Below are 16,367 nucleotides of genomic sequence, written 5' to 3'. Positions count from 1 at the left end.
CGTCACCACCAGTACTTCGGGTAGTGGCGTGCCGGGTTCCGGCTGAGGTTGTTGACCACGATCCCGATCGCCAACATGGCCACCGCGGAGACCCCGACCGGCGCCACGACGTAGGTGTAGCCGAGGTCGGTGATGCCCATCCCGCCGATCACCGCGATCAGGGCCGTCGCCCCGCCCGGCGGGTGGATGGTGCGGGTGACGTGCATCGCCGCGATCGCCGTCGCCACGGCGATCGCGCTGGCGAGGGCGAGGTCGCCGACGAGGTGCTGGACGGTCACCCCGACCGCTGCGGACACCACGTGCCCCCCGAGGACGTTCCGGGGCTGGGCCAGGTCGGCGAACGGGACGCCGTAGACCAGCACCGCGCTCGCGCCGAACGAGCCGATCAGGAAGACCGACTCGGTGCCCGGCAGCATCTGGGTGCTCGGCCAGACGATGGCGTAGATGCCGAGCGCCGCGCCGAGCCACGACCACACCACCTCGCTGACCGGACGACGGGCCGGCCCCTCACCCCTCCCCCCTCGCGCGCGGGCCAGCAGCCCGACCGGGACCTCTGGGATCTCGGGCGGCGGCCCCGGGAACCCCAGTCCCGGTGGGGGCGGGTGGCGGTGCACCTGCGCGTACCCGAGGGGCGGTGGCGGCATGTCCCGCTCGTCGGAGATGGCCATCGGTCGTCGTCCTCTCGTCCCGGCCGCACCGGCTGCTGCGCCGGCGGAGGGTAGCGCACCCGGCGCACTGCGGCCGCTCCCGCCCCGGCGTGGGTTGGCCACGGCGGGCGGCGGGCAGCACTGGCGCATCGACACCTCCGGACCGATCGCCGACGCCGAGGAGCTGCGCGCCCTCCTCGGGCGCGCCGAGCTGGTCCCGGGTGCCGCTGACGACCGGGCCGCCGGGACCCTCCGCGACGCCGTCCGCGGGGTCGCCCGCCAGCTCGACGACTACGTCATCCCGCGCCTGCGCGACCTCGACGCGCCGGCGCTGGTGGTGGTCGGGGGGTCGACCGGGTCGGGGAAGTCGACGATCGTGAACAGCCTCGTCGGGGCGGAGGTGACCCGCCCGGGTGTGCTGCGGCCGACCACCCGTGCCCCGGTCCTGGTCCACCACCCAGACGCCGCGCGGTGGTTCACCGACGACCGCGTGCTCGGGTCGTTCGCCCGGGTGCAGGGCGGCGACGCGTCGGGCCCCCAGCAGCTGCGCCTGGTCGCCTCCGATGCCGTCGGCGAGGCCCTCGCCCTCCTCGACGCGCCGGACATCGACTCGGTCGAGGAGCTGAACAGGGCGGCGGCCGGCCACCTCCTCGACGCCGCGGACCTGTGGGTGTTCGTGACCACCGCCGCCCGCTACGCCGACGCGGTGCCCTGGGACGTGCTCGCCACCGCCCGGGCCCGCGGTGTCGGCGTGGCCCTCGTGCTGAACCGGGTCCCGCCCGGCGCGGGCGGGCAGGTCGCGGCCCACCTCCGCGAGATGCTCACCGCGGCGGGCCTGGGCGAGGCGCCCCTGCTGGTGCTCGACGAGCAGCCGCTGGTCCAGGGGCGGCTGCCCGCGGCGCAGGTGGCCCCGCTCCGGGACTGGCTCGCGGGCATCGCGGCAGACCACGACGTCCGCGCCGAGCTCGTGCGGCAGGGGCTGCGCGGGACCCTCGCCGACGTCGCCGACCGGACCGACGCGGTCGTCGAGGCCCTCGAGCGCCGCGCGGACGCCGCGGACCGCCTGCGCGACCAGGCCGCCAGCACGTTCGCGCGGACCCGCGCCCAGCTGGCCCGCGACGTCCGCGACGGCACGGTGATGCGGGGAGAGGTGCTGGCCCGCTGGCAGGACCTGGTCGGCACCGGCGAGCTGCTCCGCCAGCTGCAGAGCCGCATCGGCCGGTGGCGCGACCGCGTCGTGTCCGCCGTGACCGGTCGCACGCCCGCGGTCGAGGGGTTCCAGGGGGCCGTCGAGAGCGGTGTCGAGCTGCTCGTCCGCGAGCGCGTGGCCGCGGCGGTCGACGAGGTCGGCGCGCTGTGGCGGACCACCCCGGACGGCGAGGCGGTCCTCGCAGGCGGGCTGGCCGAGGACGGTCTGCCGCCCGCCGACGACCTGTCCCGCCCCTCGGTCGACCTGCCCGCCCGCACCGAGCGGCTGGTCCGCGACTGGCAGGCGGCCCTGCTGGACCTGCTCCGCGCCGAGGGGTCGGGCCGGCGCATGACGGCGAAGGTGCTGTCCTACGGCGTCAACGGCGTCGCGCTGGTGCTGATGGTCGGCGTGTTCGCCCAGACCGGCGGGCTGACCGGCGGCGAGGTGGCGATCGCGGGTGGCTCGACCGCGGTCGGGTCGACGCTGCTCGAGGCGCTCCTCGGCGACCAGGCGGTCCGGCGGCTGACCGAGCGGGCCCGCGCCGACCTCGACGCCCGGCTGGCCGCGCTCCTCAACGCAGAGGCGGCCAGGTTCACCCGCGCGGTCGACGCACGCGCACCTGACCCGACCCTGGCGGTCTCGTTGCGGGACGCCGCCCGCGCCCTCCGCAGGGGGCTGTCGTGAGCCGGGGCGCACGGGCCGCCCGGGCGGCCGACCGGCGGCTCGCGGAGCGCCTCGACGTGCTCGCCGCCGTGGCCGACCGCACCCGGGAGGCTCCCGGTCGCCTCCCCGACGAGGTGGTCGACCGGCTCGACGGCGCCCTGGCGCGGGCGCGCGGCCGGGTGACGCACGGCCCGTCCCACACCGTCGTGGCCCTCGCCGGCGCCACCGGCAGCGGCAAGTCGTCGCTGTTCAACGCGCTGGCGGGTGAGGGGCTCGCCGACGTCGGCGTCCGCCGGCCCACCACGTCGACCGCCCAGGCGGCGGTGTTCGACGCGACGGGGGTGCTGGACCCCGGCGCCGCGGACCTGCTGGACTGGCTGGCCGTGCCCCGGCGGCACGTGGTCACGGGGTCGGCGGACCTCGACGGGCTGGTGCTGGTGGACCTGCCGGACCACGACTCCACCGCCGCGGACCACCGCGCGGAGGTGGACCGCCTGGTGGAGGTCGTGGACGCCTTCGCGTGGGTCGTCGACCCCCAGAAGTACGCCGACGCGGCGCTGCATGACGCCTACCTGCGCCGCTTCGCCGGCCACGACGCGGTCACGCTGGTGGTGCTGAACCAGGTCGACCGGGTGCCGGCTGACGACCGCCGTGCGGTGCTCGACGACCTCCGCCGCCTGCTCGTCGCCGACGGCCTAGCCGACGCGCGGGTGATGGCGACCTCCGCCACCGGGGGCGAGGGGATCGCCGAGCTCCGCCGCGAGCTGGCCGCCCGCCTCGCCGAGCGGCGGGCGATGGTCGCGCGGCTGCACGCCGACGTCGACCGGCTGGCGGAGGACCTGGACGCCCACCTGGGCACCCGCCCCCCGGGACCGGTGCCGACGTCCGCTCGCCGCCGGCTGACCGTCGCGGTCGCCGAGGTCGCCGGCGCCGAGGCCGTGGCTGACGCGGTCGGGGCGGCCCACCGCGCCCGCGCCGCCCAGCACGTCGGGTGGCCGCCGACGCGGTGGGTGCGCCGCCTGCGCCCGGACCCGCTCAGGCGACTCGGGCTCGACCGGACCGCACCGGCCGAGGGGACCGCCACCGGCGGGCGGACGTCGCGGCCCGCGCCGGCCGCGGTCTCCCAGGCCGGCGCGGCCGCCGCCGTCCGGACGCTGGTCGACGACGTGACCACCGACCTGCCCGACGCCTGGACCCGCCGGGTCGCCGCCGTCGCCGACGCCCGCCGGGAGGACCTGGCCGACGCGCTGGACCGCGCCGTCGGGGCCGCTGAGCTGCCCACGCGCCGTCCGGCCTGGTGGTCGGCGGCGTCGTCGTTGCAGTGGGTGCTGGCCGGCGTGATGGCGGTCGGGCTCGTGTGGCTGGCCGTGATCGCGGCGGTGGCGTGGTTCGGTCTGCCCGACCTCCCCACCCCGCGGATCGGCGAGGTGCCCTGGCCGACGGCGATGGCGCTCGGCGGGGCGCTGGCCGGCCTGCTCGTCAGCGCGCTGGGCCGGCTCGCCGCCGCGGTGGGCGCCCGACGACGGCGGACGACCGCGCGTCGGATCCTCGTCGCCGCGGCGTCCGCGGCCGCCGACGAGCTGGTCGTCGACCCCGTCGACCGCGAGCTGGCTGCCCTCGCCGAGCTCCACCAGCTCACCGACCGGCTGCGCTGACGCGCGGGCCCGGCCAGGCCCCGTTCAGCCCGCCAGGAACCGGCCCAGCACCTCGCGGGCCGGGGCGAGGTTGGCGATCGGGACGTGCTCGCCGCGCTGGTGGGACTGGGAGGTGATGCCGGGGCCGAAGTTGAGGGCGGGGACCCCGACCTCGGCGAAGCGGGCCACGTCGGTCCAGGACTGCTGCGGAGCGATGCTCGACTGCGCGCCTCCCGGCGCGACGCTCGACTGCGCGTCCGCAGCCGCGACGAACGCCTCCACCGCCGGGGCGTGGCGGGACGGCGGGCATGCCGGCGCGCGGTCGACGACCTCGATGGTGCCGACGTCGCCGATGGTCTCGGCCAGCCACGCCTCGGCCTGGGCGACGGTCTTGTCCGGCGCGAAGCGGTAGTTGATGCTGACCGTGAACTCGCCGGGGATGACGTTGCGGGCGCTGGTGGTCCACGCCTGGGTGGGGCTGGCCACCTCCCGGTAGGTGAGGCCGTCGACCTCGACGTCCACCGGTGGCCGGTCGTGCCAGGACGCGAGCCACGCCCCCGCCTTGCTGAGCGCGTTGTCGCCCTGCCACGGCCGCGCGGAGTGCGCCTGCTGCCCGTGGATCGTCACCTGGGCGTGGAGTGCCCCCATGCACCCGAGCTGGACCCGCAGGTCCGTCGGCTCGAGGACGACGGCCAGCTCGGCCGCCGCCAGGCCGGGCACGGCCTCCAGCACGTCGCGGAGCTCGTTGGCCTCGTGCGGCCCCTCCTCCCCCGCGTAGGCGACCAGGACCAGCCGGTACCGGCCGCCGCGGAGCGCCCCGTCCTCGAAGGCGTCCATGCCGACGGCCAGGCCGGACTTCATGTCGCTGGCGCCTCGCCCGACCACGCGATCCCCCTCGACCCGCGGGGTGATGTCGTCCTCGGTCGGCGGCACCACGTCGGTGTGCCCGACCAGCAGGACGGTGGGGCGGTCGTCGCCCTCGACCTCCGGCGGGGCCACCACCACGGAGTTGCCCACCCGGATCACCACGTCCCCGCGGCTCGCGTACCGGTCGGCGAGCCAATCGGCGATCGGCCCCTCCTCCCCCGTCACGCAGGGCATGGCGAGGAGCTCGACGAGCAGATCGGTCAGGTGGTCCACGGCCCGGTCCCTCAGTTGTCGTGCAGCTCGGTGTTGAGGCCCTGCCAGGACCCGCCGGAGCGGACGATCGCCTCGACCGCGCCCGTGACGGAGTTGCGGCGGAACAGCAGCCCGTCGGCGCCCGACAGCTCGCGGGCCTTCACGACCGCCCCGTCGGGCATCGTCACCCGGGTGCCGGCGGTCAGGTACAGGCCGGCCTCCACCACGCAGTCGTCGCCGAGCGAGATGCCGAGCCCCGCGTTCGCGCCGAGCAGGCAGCCCCGCCCGACCCGGATCGTCTCCGACCCGCCGCCGGACAGCGTCCCCATGATCGAAGCCCCTCCCCCGATGTCAGAGCCGTCGCCGACGACGACCCCGGCCGAGATCCGTCCCTCCACCATGGACGCGCCGAGCGTGCCCGCGTTGTAGTTGCAGAACCCCTCGTGCATCACGGTCGTGCCGGGGGCGAGGTGCGCGCCGAGGCGGACCCGGTTCCCGTCGGCGATCCGGACGCCGGAGGGGACGACGTAGTCGAGCATCGGCGGGAACTTGTCGACCAACCGGACGCTGACGTGGTGGCCCGCCGCCCGCAGCGCCGTCCGGGCGATCTCGAAGGACTCCACCTCGAAGGGTCCGTGGTCGGTCCACACGCAGTTCGTCAGGACCCCGAAGAACCCTGTGGTGCTGAGGCCGTGCGGGGGGACCAGCCGGTGGCTGAGGAGGTGGAGGCGCAGGTACGCGTCGACCGCGTCGGCCGGGTCGTCCGCCAGGTCGCCGATGAACGCGGCGACGAGATGGCGGGTGCCGCCGGGCGTGGGGACCTCGACGAGCTCGAGCAGCTGGCGCCACGCGGCCAGGTTCGGGTGGGGGACGTCGACGGGCTCGGCGGGGGCGACATGCTGGATGGCGTCGGCGAGCTGGGGCGGGGCGAGGTAGTAGGTCGCCGACCCGGCCACGTGCCCCACCGCGCCGGCCAGCGCCACCGCTGCGAAGGGCGCGGCGTCGGTGTTCACGACCGGGTAGGCGACGTCCAGCACGGCACCCGACGGGCCGATCGTGGCCACCCCGACGCCCCACGCGGCGGGGGCGACGTAGCCGTCGATGGCGGCCTCCATCGCCTCGCGGGCGCGGTGGATGTCGTCGATGGTGGTCATCTCGTCGGGCATCGGGCGGGCTCCGGAGTGGGGGTGGGGTCGGGCACGGTGGGGTCGGGCCCGGTGGGGTCGGGCACGGGGGGGTCGGGCACCGAGACGGTAGCCGACGCCGGTGCGGCGTCAGCCACCTGGCAGGGCACCCTCGGCGATCGCGGTGCGCCACACGTCGACGGCGGCGGCGCACCCCTCCGCGTCGGGCACCAGGGCCAGGCGGAGCCAGCCGGTGCCGGCGGGGCCGAACGCCGATCCGGGCGACGCGATGATCCGTCGGGCGAGCAGCGCCTGGGCGTAGGCGACGTCGTCCCCGCCGGGAGCGGCCACCCACAGGTAGAAGGTCGCCTCGGACCCGCCGGTGCGCAGCCCGACCTCGTCGAGGAAGGCCAGGACGATCCGCCGCTTCTCCTCGAACACCTCCCGCCGCTCGGCGACGTGGTCGTCGTCGGACCAGGCGGCGACCGCGGCGCGCTGGACGAACTCCGGCGAGCCCGTCCCGATGTTGGGCCGCATGATCCGCTGCGCGGCGATGAGGGCGGGGTCGCCGACGACGGCGCCGCAGCGGTAGCCGGTCATGCCGCTGCGCTTGGAGAGGCTGAAGTAGACCAGCACCCCGGACAGGTCGCCGTCGGCGGCCTGCAGCAGCGACGGGGGCCGGGGGCCCGAGGGCGGGTGGATCTCCACGTAGCACTCGTCGGACCCGAGCACCACGCCGTGGGCGCGAGCCGTGGCCAGCTGGGCGCGCAGGTACGCCTCGTCGACGACCGCCCCGGTCGGGTTGTGCGGGTAGTTCAGCCAGGCGATGAACGCCCGGTCGAGCCGCGCCTCGCCGAGCGCGTCGAGCTCGAGGCGCCATCCCCGCTCGGGCGACAGGTCGACGGCGTCGGACTCGCCGCCGGCGAACAGCGCACCCCGCTCGTAGGGCTGGTAGCCGGGGGCGCCCCAGATCGCGTGGCGGCGCGAGGAGCCGGCGTCGAGGAGGGCGAGCGGGGTGTGGAAGATCGCCTCCTTCGAGCCCGACGACGGCAGCACCTGGGTGTCGGGGTCGACCGCCACGCCGAAGCGGCGCCCGACCCACCCGGCGATCGCCTGGCGGAGCTCGGGGATCCCGGCGGCGGTCGGGTACTGGCTGACCGGGTCGAGCGCGTCGATCAACGCCCGGCGGATGAACGGCGGCGTCGGCTCGACCGGGTCGCCGATCGAGAAGTCGTAGGTCGGCTCGGGCTGGGCGCGCATCTCGCGGGCCAGGTCCTGGAAGGCGGCGAGGGGGTAGCCGCCGAGGCGGGTCAGCACGGGGTTCACCCCGCCAGCGTCGCACAGCCGGCTCCTCACGAAACGATGACGGCCCGACCAGCCGGAACGCCCGCCGGCGTCGAACAGGTTGTGTGACGTCCCAGAGAGGGAGCGACGTGCTTTACCAACCCTTTGCGAGACGAGAGGAACCCCATGGGGGGCCTGGGCCGTCTACTCGTACACAGCCCGCCCAGCGGTCGGCCACCCCTGCTTCCCCATCCCGCTGGACGGCGTAGAGGAGGATCCCAGGTGCCAAACCCCCGTGACGCCCGCAGCCGGCGACTCCACAGCTCCGTCCCGGAGGACCTGCTGGACCTGTACTTCGGTGAGCTCGGGAAGGTCGAGCTGCTGACCGCCGCCGACGAGGTCCGCCTCGCCCAGGCGATCGCGGCGGGTGTCGAGGCCCAGGCGCGCCTGGAGGCCGACGAGCCGCTCGACGCCGACGAGCAGGAGGCCCTCGAGCTGGTCGCCGCCGCCGGCGAGGCCGCCTTCGACCACTTCGTCGCCGCCAACCTCCGGCTGGTGGTGTCGGTGGCGTCGAAGTTCTCCCGCCGCAGCCAGCTGGGCCTCGACGAGCTGATCCAGGAGGGCAACCTCGGCCTGATCCGCGCGGTCGAGAAGTTCGACTGGCGCAAGGGCTTCAAGTTCTCCACCTACGCCACCTGGTGGATCCGCCAGGCCATCCAGCGCGGTGTGGCGGCCAGCGAGCGGACCATCCGCCTGCCCGTCGCCCTGCACGACGCGCTCGTGAAGGTGCGCGCCGCCCGCGCCCGCCTCGAGGCCGTCAACGGCGAGGAGCCGTCCATCGCCGAGCTGGCCGAGGCCACCCGCCTGACCGAGCACCGGGTCCGTCGCGCGCTCGACGCCGACAAGTCCGTCACGTCGCTCGACCGGAAGGTCGGGCACGACTCGGACGCGAGCGAGATGGCCGACTTCGTCGCCGTCGCCGAGGACGCGCCGGCCGAGGAGGTCGTGGAGGCCGAGTTCAACCGCTCGGTCCTCGCGATGGCCGAGACCCGGCTGGACCCGCGGTCGTGGTACGTGATCACCCGCCGCTACGGCCTGGACGGCCGGACGGTGCTGACCCTCGACGCGCTGGGCAAGGAGCTCGGGCTGTCTCGCGAGAGCGTCCGCAAGATCGAGACCCAGGCGCTGATCCGGCTGCAGAAGGAGATCCGCGCCGCGTAGCCGGCGGCGGCCGCGGGGCGCGAGCGTCCCGCGGCGTGGGTGCGTACCGGACCGCGCGGGTGGAGGGGTCGGACCGCGCGTGGCGGGTCTGGGTCCGCGCTGGCGGCCCCGACGGCGGGTGGACCTGCGCCCGGCCGTACCCGTCGGTCGTCGCCGAGGTCACCGACGCCGGCGTCATCGTCACCCTCCGCCCGCCGGGGGTGCTGTCGCGGTCCGCGTCGCCGGTCCCGGCCGTCGGCGTGGACCTGCACCCGTGGCTCGTCACGGCGGCCGCCGGGGCCGATCTGGCCACCCAGGTCGCTGCGCGGTTCGCGGATCGGGTGGCGATCGGCCCACGGATCGACCACCGCGCACGGATCGACCACGATCGTGGTCCGTGGACCCCGCCGGCGTGCCACACAGGCCACGGCGGTGCACACGACCCCTCTCCTCCCACGCCCCTGTGGTCGATCCGTGGGACGGGGGAGGGGTCGGACGGCGATCTCCTCCGGGCGGTCCTGGCCGCGGTCGCGGCCGCGGACCTCCCCGCGCCGGACCCGGCCGTCCGGGTCGCGGTCACCGCGGCGGTCCGGTCCGGCCGGCGCCAGGACCTCTCCCGCGTCGGCCTGGAGGCGGGGTGGTCGCCGCGGACCCTCCGACGGCGGGTGCACCGGGCGGTCGGGTTGTCCCCCGACGCGCTGCGGCGACTGGGGCGACTCGAGTCGGCCCGGACCGCCCTGGCCACCGGGGGCCGAGGTCCGGCGCAGGTGGCGGCCGCCGGCGGCTGGACCGACCAGGCGCACATGACCCGGGACTTCACCGCCCTGGCCGGGTACACACCCGCCGCGTGGCAGCGCCACGTCGCCGGGTGGATCCCGGGCCGCTCCCTCGGCGGGGGCTGAGCCTGGCCGCGACGTACAAGACCGCCGCCCCGCCGGGCCCGATCGTCGGGTCATGCGTCCCTCCCACACCCCCGCCGACCCCGACTTCGACCGCCGCGTCCGCACCAGCTACGCCGCCCAACCCATGATGGCCACCCTCCGGGCCGAGATCACCGCGCTCGGGCCGGGGTGGATCGACATCGGGTTCCCCTCCCAGCCCGCCTTCACCCAGCAGCACGGGTTCCTGCACGCGGGCGCGGTGACGACGGTCCTCGACAGCGCCTGCGGGTACGCCGCGTTCAGCCTGATGCCGGCCGACGCCGGCGTGCTGACGGTCGAGCTCAAGGTCAACCTCCTGCGCCCCATGGCCGCCGACGCCTTCACCGCCTCCGCCCGGGTGGTCAAGGCAGGCCGGACCCTGACGGTCTGCCAGGCCGAGGCCGTCCCCGCGGGCGGCACCGACCCCGTGGCGATCATGACCGCGACGGTGATGACGCTGCTCGGCTCGTCGATCACGGGGTGACGGCGGCCGCATGCCCCGTCACCTCGCCCTGTCCGCACGGATCGACCACCGCGCTGCGACGAGGGTCGATTCGTGTGCACTCCTGTGGCGCCTGTGGCACCTCGGCGGGCGCTCCGACCCTCGTCGGTGGTCGATCCGTGGGACCCGGGGGTCGGGGCGTGCCGGCCCGTGACGTCGACGGCGCCGGTGGTAGACCGGGTGCGATGCCCGTGACGTCCACGCCGACGCTGGCCCTGCTCGCGGAGGACGCCGTGACCCGCCGTCCCCTGGCGGGGACCATGTGGCTGGGCGCCGGACGGCGTCGCGGCAGCACGGTCGACCGGTTGCCCGCGGGCGGCTGGCGAAGGGCGGAGCAGGGGTCGGCCGGTCCGCTCGTGCTCGAGGTCCGCACCGCCACCGACCGGCTGGTCCTGCAGGTCTGGGGGCCGGCGGCCACCCCGGCCGACGAGGTGGCGCAGGCGCTCCGGGCCACCCGCGCCTGGGCCGGCCTCGAGGACGACCCGACGGGCTTCGGCGAGCTGGTCGGCGCCCACCCGCTCCTGCGCCGCGCCCACCTGCAGCTCGGCACGCCGATCCTCGGCCGGCTTCCGCGGGCCGCGGAGTCCTTCGGTCGCGCGGTGCTCGGCCAGCTCGTCCAGGGCCTGGAGGCGGCGAAGAGCACCGCGGAGCTCGTCCGGATGCTCGGGACCCCCACCGCCCACGGGATCTACGCCTACCCGACCCGGGCGGCGCTCGGCGCGGCCCCGGCCCACCAGCTGCGCCGGTGCGGGATCGCGCTGCGCTCAGCGGGCGCCCTGCACCGCTTCGCCGTCGACGAGGCCACCGTCGAAGCCCTGCACGATCGGCGCGACCACGAGGCGATCGACGCGCGCCTCCGGCGGATCCCCGGAGTGGGGGTGTGGACGTCGGCGGAGACCCGGCTGTACCTGGGGGATGCCGACGCGGTGAGCTACGGCGACTACCACATCCCCGCACTGGTCGGCTGGGCGCTCGGGGACCGGACCGAGACCGACGAGGCCATGGCCGAGCTCCTCGCCCCCTACGCGCCGCAGCGGGGGCGCGTGATCCGCCTGATCGAGCGGGCGGCCCGACACGGGCTGGTGCCGACCAAGCCGCGACGCGGCCCGCGGGCCGCCGTGTCGGTCCACCGGTACTGGTGAGGGTCGGTGTGACCGCCGGGGACGGTCTACCCTCGCCAGGTGCCCGCGCCGCTCCCCGACCACTACGCCACCCTGGGCGTGGACCCCGGGTCGTCGCACGAGGACATCCGCGCTGCCTACCGGCGGCTCATGCGCCAGGTCCACCCCGACGTCACCGGGGGCGACGCGACGCTGACCCAGCGGGCGCATGCCGTGACGCTCGCCTGGTCGGCGCTGAAGGACCCCGTGGCGCGGGCGGACTACGACCGGCGCCGCAGCGCGGCGCGGAGCCCCGCGGCCCGTCCAGACACCGCCTCGACATCTGCTCCCGGGTCCCCGGACGTCCCCGCGTGGGGACCCGGCGGACCTCGGCCGGTGACCGTGCAGCAGCTGCGGGAGGCCGCCCGCCGACAGGCCGCCTACTCCGACCTCGGCCGGGTCCACGCCGCGGCGTTCTCCGCCGCGAGCCGCCGGCTGGGCATCGGGCTGGTCCTGCTCGGCACCCTCGTCCTCGGGCTGCTCATCGCCCTCTGACCCCGACGGCCCGGCCAGCACCTGGGGGCATCGCACCCCGAACGTGGATGGAATTGACACCCTGAGGTGCCGTCACGGGATGGAATCGACATCCAGGACGGGGGTCAAGGCCCTCAGGATCGCTCAGGAGTGGACCCTGAGCACAGAAGTGCACCTCCGCGGACCTGGAGGTGTCGATTCCATCCGCGGTGGATGTCGATTCCATCCGCAGTCGGCCGTCACGCCGGGCTGAGGCGCTCCTCCGGTCCGTCGTCTCGGCGCGGGACCGGTCCGTCGACGACCGAGGGGGCGGTGTGGCCGGGGTCGACGGTCGCCGCGCCCTCCCGGGCGAGCTCGGCGTGAATGCCGGTCGATCGCAGCTCGACGTCCGGGAGGAACCAGGCGACCAGCACCGACACGACGACCACCGGCACGGCGACGGCGAAGACGCCGGTCAGCGCCTCGGCCACGCCGGCGACGTAGGCGGTCTGCAGCTCCTCGGGCAGGGCGGCGAGGGCCGCGGTGGTGCTGCCCGAGGCGTCGCCCAGCCGCGCGGCGACGTCCGCCGGCAGCCGCTCGGCGAGCTGGCCGCCCAGGTTCGCGTTGAACAACGCCCCGAACACCGCGACGCCGAAGGACCCGCCGACCGACCGGAAGAAGTTCACGTTCGCCGTCGCCACACCCATGTCGCGGGCCGGTACGGCGGACTGGACCGCCAGGACGACGACCTGCATCACGAGGCCGAGCCCGACGCCGACGACGGCCATGTACACCGACACCGTCACCGCGGACGTGGCCGGCCCCATCGTGGACAGGAGGTACATGCCCACCGACGCGATCGCGGTGCCCGCCAGCGGGAACCGGCGGTACCGGCCGGTGCGGGCGATCACCTGCCCTGAGGCGACGGAGGACACGACCATCCCGCCCATCAGCGGCAGCAGCTGCAGCCCGGAGCTGGTCGCCGACGCGCCGTTGACGACCTGCATGAACAGCGGCAGGAAGCTGATCACCCCGAACATGCCGATGCCGACGACGAACCCGACGCCGCTCGCCACGTCGAAGGTGCGGTTGCGGAACAGCCGCAGCGGGAGGACCGGTTCGGGGACGCGGCTCTCGACGACGAGCAGCGCCGCGATCAGCAGCACCGCGGCGACGCCGAGGCCGACGATCGTCGGCGAGCCCCACGCGTACTCGCTGCCGCCCCACGTCGTCAGCAGGACGATGCAGGTGACGGCCGACCCGAGCAGGGCGAAGCCGAGGTAGTCGATCCGCGGTGAGATCCGGCTCCGGACCGACGGCAGGGTCATGGCCGACACGACCAGCGCGACGATGCCGAGGGGCAGGTTCACGTAGAAGACCCACCGCCACGACAAGTTGTCGGTGAAGAACCCGCCGATCAGCGGGCCGGCGACCGAGGCGCCGCCGAACATCGCGCCGAAGTAGCCCTGGTAGCGGGCTCGCTCCCGCGGGCTGACGACGTCGGCGATGATCGCCTGTGCGAGGACCATGAGCCCGCCGCCGCCGACGCCCTGCACGGCCCGCCAGGCGATGAGGGATCCCATGGAGCCGGCGGTGCCGCTCAGCAGCGAGCCGATCAGGAACACGACGATCGCGCCGAGGAAGATGCGCTTGCGGCCGAACTGGTCGCCCAGCTTCCCGTACAGCGGCGTCGAGACCGTCGAGCCCAGCAGGTAGGCGGTGACGACCCACGACAGGTGGTTGAGGCCGCCGAGGTCGTCGACGATCGTGGGCAGCGCCGTGGCGACGATCGTCTGGTCGAGGACGGCCAGCAGCATGGCCAGGATCAGGCCGGTGAAGATCAGCCCGACGCGGGGGGAGTCGTCGTCGGTCGCCGCGGTGGCAGCGGGGGTGGCGGGCGGTGTGGCGGTCACGGGGGAGGGACCTCAGGCAGTCGTGGGGAGGGGGGCGGGCAGGCCGGCGGCGACCTGGTCGAGGGCGTGTGCGACGGCCAGCTCGACGGGGTCGTCGGCGTCCTCCTCGATCCAGCGGCGCACGGCGACGCGGGCGGCGGCGATCGCGGTGGCGACGACGAGGCGCGGGTGCAGGTCGTCGGCCCGCGTGCCGGTCCGGCGGGCGACCTCTCCCACCAGGAGCTCCTCGGCGGCCTCGTACTCGTCGCGCTGGCGGCTGAGGAGGTTGGCGGACTGCCGGACCATCGCCAGGGTGGCGAGCAGGGTGCGCTCCTGCGCCTCCCCCGCGTAGATCGCGCGGAAGGTGTGGCCGAGGGCGGTCCAGATGTCCTCGTCGTCCGGCCGGTCGGCCAGCAGCCGGGGCGCCCGGGCCCAGCGCGCGGTGTTGCGCGCGAGGATCGCCTGCTCCTTCGACTCGAAGTGGTTGAAGAACGTCCGCGGCGACACGTCGGCGGCGGCGGCGATGTCCTCGACCGTGACGGCGTCCGGTCCGCGCTCGACGCTCAGCTCGAACGCCGCATCCGCGAGCGCCTGGTACGTCGCCCGCTTCTTCCGCTCGCGGAGACCCAGCCCCGCCACGTCCTCGTCCATCCGCTACAGCCTATGCAAGATTGCAGTGACTGCAGCTACATGGTCAGCCGGACGTGATCGGCAGCCCTCCGGTGCCGCCCTCGGAGGGGGGCGTCGCGGTGTCGGCGGCGTGCTGGAGGGGGCGGAGGAAGGGCATCGCGGTGGGCTCGAGCGGCTCCGCCGGCAGGAAGTCGCCGAGGCCGTCGTCGTCGACCAGCGCCGCGGTCACGTGGCCGCCGCGCTGGCGGGCGCCGTAGACCGCGACGAGGAGGTCCTCCCCACCCGGCCCGGTGGCCTCGGAGATGAAGCCGAAGCAGCTGGCGTTGGCGGGCACCATCTCCCTTGCGGCCAGCACGCTGAGGGCGTCGTGCCGGGCCTCGTCGTCGTCGGGGAACCCGTCGAGGGAGATGACCTTCGTCGCGCCCTCGAGCGGCAGCACGACCGTGACCGGGTGCGGCCGGTCGGTGCGCTCGACCAGGTCGGCGGCGGCCGCCTCGACGAGCGCGCGCAGCTGGTCGACGGTCATCCGCCGTCCTCCACGAGCTCCTCGGCCAGCCGGTCGGCCGCGACGCGGAACACCTCGTCCCAGTCGTTCTCGGCGGCGATCGGCGGGACGAGGCCCTCGGCGATCTCCTCGCGCAGCCCGCCGGGCACCGCGAAGTCGTCGACGGGGCGGACGCCGACGCAGCGCTCGCGCTGGTCGTCGGTGGAGGAGAAGTCACCGTCGCGGGCGACCGCGACGATGGCCACGTCGGCCTCCCAGGCCGTCGCGAACTCGAGGCCGGCGCGGAACGCCTCGCCGCAGTTCGCCTGCGGGGTGGTGTAGGTCAGCGCGACGACGTCGAGGCCACCCGCCTCGATCGCCGCGAGCTGGTCGTCGAGCTGCTCGGCGTCGAGGATCCCGGCGAGGTCGGCGACGTGCCGGCCGTCGTCGCGGGCGGGGATGTCGACGTCGGTCTCGGGCTCGCCGCATCCGGCCACGCCGAGCGCGAGGGCCACGACGAGCAGGGCCGCGAGGGCCCGAGTCGGCCGGGCGCGGACCGGGCTCACGACGCCACCCCCGCGCGGCGCTCGCGCCAGCGGTCGACGGGGCTCTCGATCGCGTGGCGGACCGCGAGCTCGGCGACGACGTCGTCGTCGGCGTCGGGACCGATCTCGGTCAGGTCCAGCCCGGTCTGCACCGGGACCACCTGCAGCATCGCGTCGACGTAGTCACCGGATGCCGCGAGCGTCCGGCCGAGCGCCGGCGTCTGCGCGTCCGCGTCGGCCACCAGCGCACCGAGCGACTCGTAGCGGCCGATCAGCTGGCGGGCGGTCTTCTCCCCCACCCCCTTGATGCCGGGCAGCCCGTCGGAGGGGTCGCCGCGCAGGATCGCGAAGTCCGCGTAGCGGTCGGGCGGGACGCCGTAGGCGTCGACGACCCCGGCCGCGTCGTAGCGCCGCAGCTGCTTGGTGCCGCTGACGGTGAACCAGACCTGGACGACCGGGTCGCGGACGAGCTGGATCAGGTCCCGGTCGCCGGTCAGCACCACCACGCGATCGCTGTCCCCAGCGGCCGCGCACAGGGTGCCGATCGCGTCGTCGGCCTCCCACCCCTCTGCCTCGACGATCACCTCGCCGAGGGCCGGCAGCAGCCGGCGGAGCAGGTCGAACTGCCAGGTGATCTCCGCCGGCGGCTCGGTCCGCTGGGACTTGTAGGCCGGGTAGGCGGCCAGGCGCCCCTCGGGGATCTCCGCGTCGTCCCAGCAGTGGCGCACGGTGTCGGGGGCGAGCTCGGCGATGACGGTCGACACCATGTCGAGGTAGCCCCGGACCGCGTTGACCGCGTGCCCCTCGTCGTCGGTGATGGACGTCGGCAGCGCGTGGAACGCCCGGTAGGTCAGGCTGGACGTGTCGATCAGCAGGCTCGTGGACATGCGCGGCCGAGGCTACCCAGTCACCCCCCTGTGT

16 protein-coding genes are annotated in these 16,367 nt (G+C 75.5%); 7 read left to right on the top strand and 9 right to left on the bottom strand.

The annotated features are described in order from the left end of the window. Window positions 1-2 precede the first annotated feature (2 nt). A complete protein-coding gene (locus tag ACEQ2X_RS12935) occupies window positions 3-668 on the bottom strand; it encodes an HPP family protein (protein ID WP_370326227.1) in 666 nt (221 codons plus the stop codon). 94 nt (window positions 669-762) lie between these two features. Here ACEQ2X_RS12935 and ACEQ2X_RS12930 point away from each other — a divergent pair, with 94 nt between their 5' ends. Together ACEQ2X_RS12930 and ACEQ2X_RS12925 are read left to right on the top strand one after the other, a co-directional pair. Beyond that, a complete protein-coding gene (locus ACEQ2X_RS12930; RefSeq protein WP_370326226.1) occupies window positions 763-2,520 on the top strand; it encodes an ABC transporter in 1,758 nt (585 codons plus the stop codon). Beyond that, window positions 2,517-4,154 carry a GTPase gene (locus ACEQ2X_RS12925; protein WP_370326225.1) on the top strand — a complete coding sequence of 546 codons (1,638 nt, stop codon included), beginning with the start codon at window positions 2,517-2,519 and terminating at the stop codon, window positions 4,152-4,154. Before ACEQ2X_RS12930 ends, ACEQ2X_RS12925 begins: the two co-directional genes overlap by 4 nt. Before the next feature lie 24 nt (window positions 4,155-4,178). Here the strand turns inward: ACEQ2X_RS12925 and dapE are convergent, their stop codons facing one another. The 3 genes from dapE to ACEQ2X_RS12910 form a co-directional block, all read right to left on the bottom strand. After that, a complete protein-coding gene (gene dapE, locus ACEQ2X_RS12920; protein ID WP_370326224.1) occupies window positions 4,179-5,273 on the bottom strand; it encodes a succinyl-diaminopimelate desuccinylase in 1,095 nt (364 codons plus the stop codon). A gap of 11 nt (window positions 5,274-5,284) precedes the next feature. Further along, a complete protein-coding gene (locus tag ACEQ2X_RS12915) occupies window positions 5,285-6,367 on the bottom strand; it encodes a DapH/DapD/GlmU-related protein (RefSeq protein ID WP_370326269.1) in 1,083 nt (360 codons plus the stop codon). Window positions 6,368-6,526: 159 nt separating this feature from the next. After that, the gene (locus tag ACEQ2X_RS12910; RefSeq protein ID WP_370326223.1) at window positions 6,527-7,702 is read right to left on the bottom strand and encodes an aminotransferase class I/II-fold pyridoxal phosphate-dependent enzyme; all 1,176 of its coding nucleotides are present in this window, start codon (window positions 7,700-7,702) and stop codon (window positions 6,527-6,529) included. Window positions 7,703-7,942: 240 nt separating this feature from the next. Between ACEQ2X_RS12910 and ACEQ2X_RS12905 the strand changes: the two genes are divergently transcribed. From ACEQ2X_RS12905 to ACEQ2X_RS12885, 5 genes are all read left to right on the top strand, one after another. Next, window positions 7,943-8,881 carry an RNA polymerase sigma factor RpoD/SigA gene (locus tag ACEQ2X_RS12905; protein WP_370326222.1) on the top strand — a complete coding sequence of 313 codons (939 nt, stop codon included), beginning with the start codon at window positions 7,943-7,945 and terminating at the stop codon, window positions 8,879-8,881. Between the two features lie 35 nt (window positions 8,882-8,916). Next, window positions 8,917-9,762: a helix-turn-helix domain-containing protein gene (locus ACEQ2X_RS12900; RefSeq protein WP_370326221.1), complete on the top strand. Its 846-nt coding sequence runs from the start codon at window positions 8,917-8,919 to the stop codon at window positions 9,760-9,762. A 52-nt stretch (window positions 9,763-9,814) separates the two neighbouring features. Beyond that, window positions 9,815-10,264 (top strand): PaaI family thioesterase, encoded by a 450-nt coding sequence (locus ACEQ2X_RS12895; protein WP_370326220.1) that lies wholly within the window; start codon window positions 9,815-9,817, stop codon window positions 10,262-10,264. A 203-nt stretch (window positions 10,265-10,467) separates the two neighbouring features. Further along, window positions 10,468-11,424 carry a DNA-3-methyladenine glycosylase gene (locus ACEQ2X_RS12890; protein ID WP_370326219.1) on the top strand — a complete coding sequence of 319 codons (957 nt, stop codon included), beginning with the start codon at window positions 10,468-10,470 and terminating at the stop codon, window positions 11,422-11,424. Window positions 11,425-11,463: 39 nt separating this feature from the next. Then, a complete protein-coding gene (locus tag ACEQ2X_RS12885) occupies window positions 11,464-11,937 on the top strand; it encodes a J domain-containing protein (protein ID WP_370326218.1) in 474 nt (157 codons plus the stop codon). Window positions 11,938-12,155: 218 nt separating this feature from the next. Here ACEQ2X_RS12885 and ACEQ2X_RS12880 read toward each other — a convergent pair whose 3' ends face one another. Genes ACEQ2X_RS12880 through ACEQ2X_RS12860 form a run of 5 tightly spaced genes read right to left on the bottom strand, consistent with a single transcriptional unit; the run spans window position 12,156 to window position 16,333 of the window. Then, entirely contained in the window at window positions 12,156-13,808 is a 1,653-nt protein-coding gene (locus tag ACEQ2X_RS12880; RefSeq protein WP_370326217.1) for an MDR family MFS transporter, read from the bottom strand. Window positions 13,809-13,820: 12 nt separating this feature from the next. Beyond that, window positions 13,821-14,438 (bottom strand): TetR/AcrR family transcriptional regulator, encoded by a 618-nt coding sequence (locus ACEQ2X_RS12875; RefSeq protein WP_370326216.1) that lies wholly within the window; start codon window positions 14,436-14,438, stop codon window positions 13,821-13,823. 43 nt (window positions 14,439-14,481) lie between these two features. Continuing rightward, window positions 14,482-14,943: a hypothetical protein gene (locus ACEQ2X_RS12870; RefSeq protein ID WP_370326215.1), complete on the bottom strand. Its 462-nt coding sequence runs from the start codon at window positions 14,941-14,943 to the stop codon at window positions 14,482-14,484. Further along, window positions 14,940-15,467, bottom strand: coding sequence for a hypothetical protein (locus ACEQ2X_RS12865; RefSeq protein WP_370326214.1), 528 nt, complete (start codon window positions 15,465-15,467; stop codon window positions 14,940-14,942). The genes ACEQ2X_RS12870 and ACEQ2X_RS12865 overlap by 4 nt, the downstream gene beginning before the upstream one ends. Next, window positions 15,464-16,333: a 5'-3' exonuclease H3TH domain-containing protein gene (locus ACEQ2X_RS12860; protein WP_370326213.1), complete on the bottom strand. Its 870-nt coding sequence runs from the start codon at window positions 16,331-16,333 to the stop codon at window positions 15,464-15,466. Before ACEQ2X_RS12860 ends, ACEQ2X_RS12865 begins: the two co-directional genes overlap by 4 nt. Between the last annotated feature and the right edge of the window lie 34 nt (window positions 16,334-16,367).

The sequence above is a fragment of the Euzebya sp. genome (assembly GCF_964222135.1).
Lineage (GTDB): Bacteria > Actinomycetota > Nitriliruptoria > Euzebyales > Euzebyaceae > Euzebya.
This window is presented reverse-complemented; position numbering and strand designations above follow the sequence as displayed.

What these genes read in the sequence shown, in the direction of transcription:
- ACEQ2X_RS12935 (WP_370326227.1), bottom strand. Translation starts at nt 668, where the DNA reads ATGGCCATCTCCGACGAGCGGGACATGCCGCCACCGCCCCTCGGGTAC.
- ACEQ2X_RS12915 (WP_370326269.1), bottom strand. Translation starts at nt 6,367, where the DNA reads ATGGAGGCCGCCATCGACGGCTACGTCGCCCCCGCCGCGTGGGGCGTC.
- ACEQ2X_RS12895 (WP_370326220.1), top strand. Translation starts at nt 9,815, where the DNA reads ATGCGTCCCTCCCACACCCCCGCCGACCCCGACTTCGACCGCCGCGTC.
- ACEQ2X_RS12890 (WP_370326219.1), top strand. Translation starts at nt 10,468, where the DNA reads ATGCCCGTGACGTCCACGCCGACGCTGGCCCTGCTCGCGGAGGACGCC.
- ACEQ2X_RS12875 (WP_370326216.1), bottom strand. Translation starts at nt 14,438, where the DNA reads ATGGACGAGGACGTGGCGGGGCTGGGTCTCCGCGAGCGGAAGAAGCGG.
- ACEQ2X_RS12870 (WP_370326215.1), bottom strand. Translation starts at nt 14,943, where the DNA reads ATGACCGTCGACCAGCTGCGCGCGCTCGTCGAGGCGGCCGCCGCCGAC.
- ACEQ2X_RS12860 (WP_370326213.1), bottom strand. Translation starts at nt 16,333, where the DNA reads ATGTCCACGAGCCTGCTGATCGACACGTCCAGCCTGACCTACCGGGCG.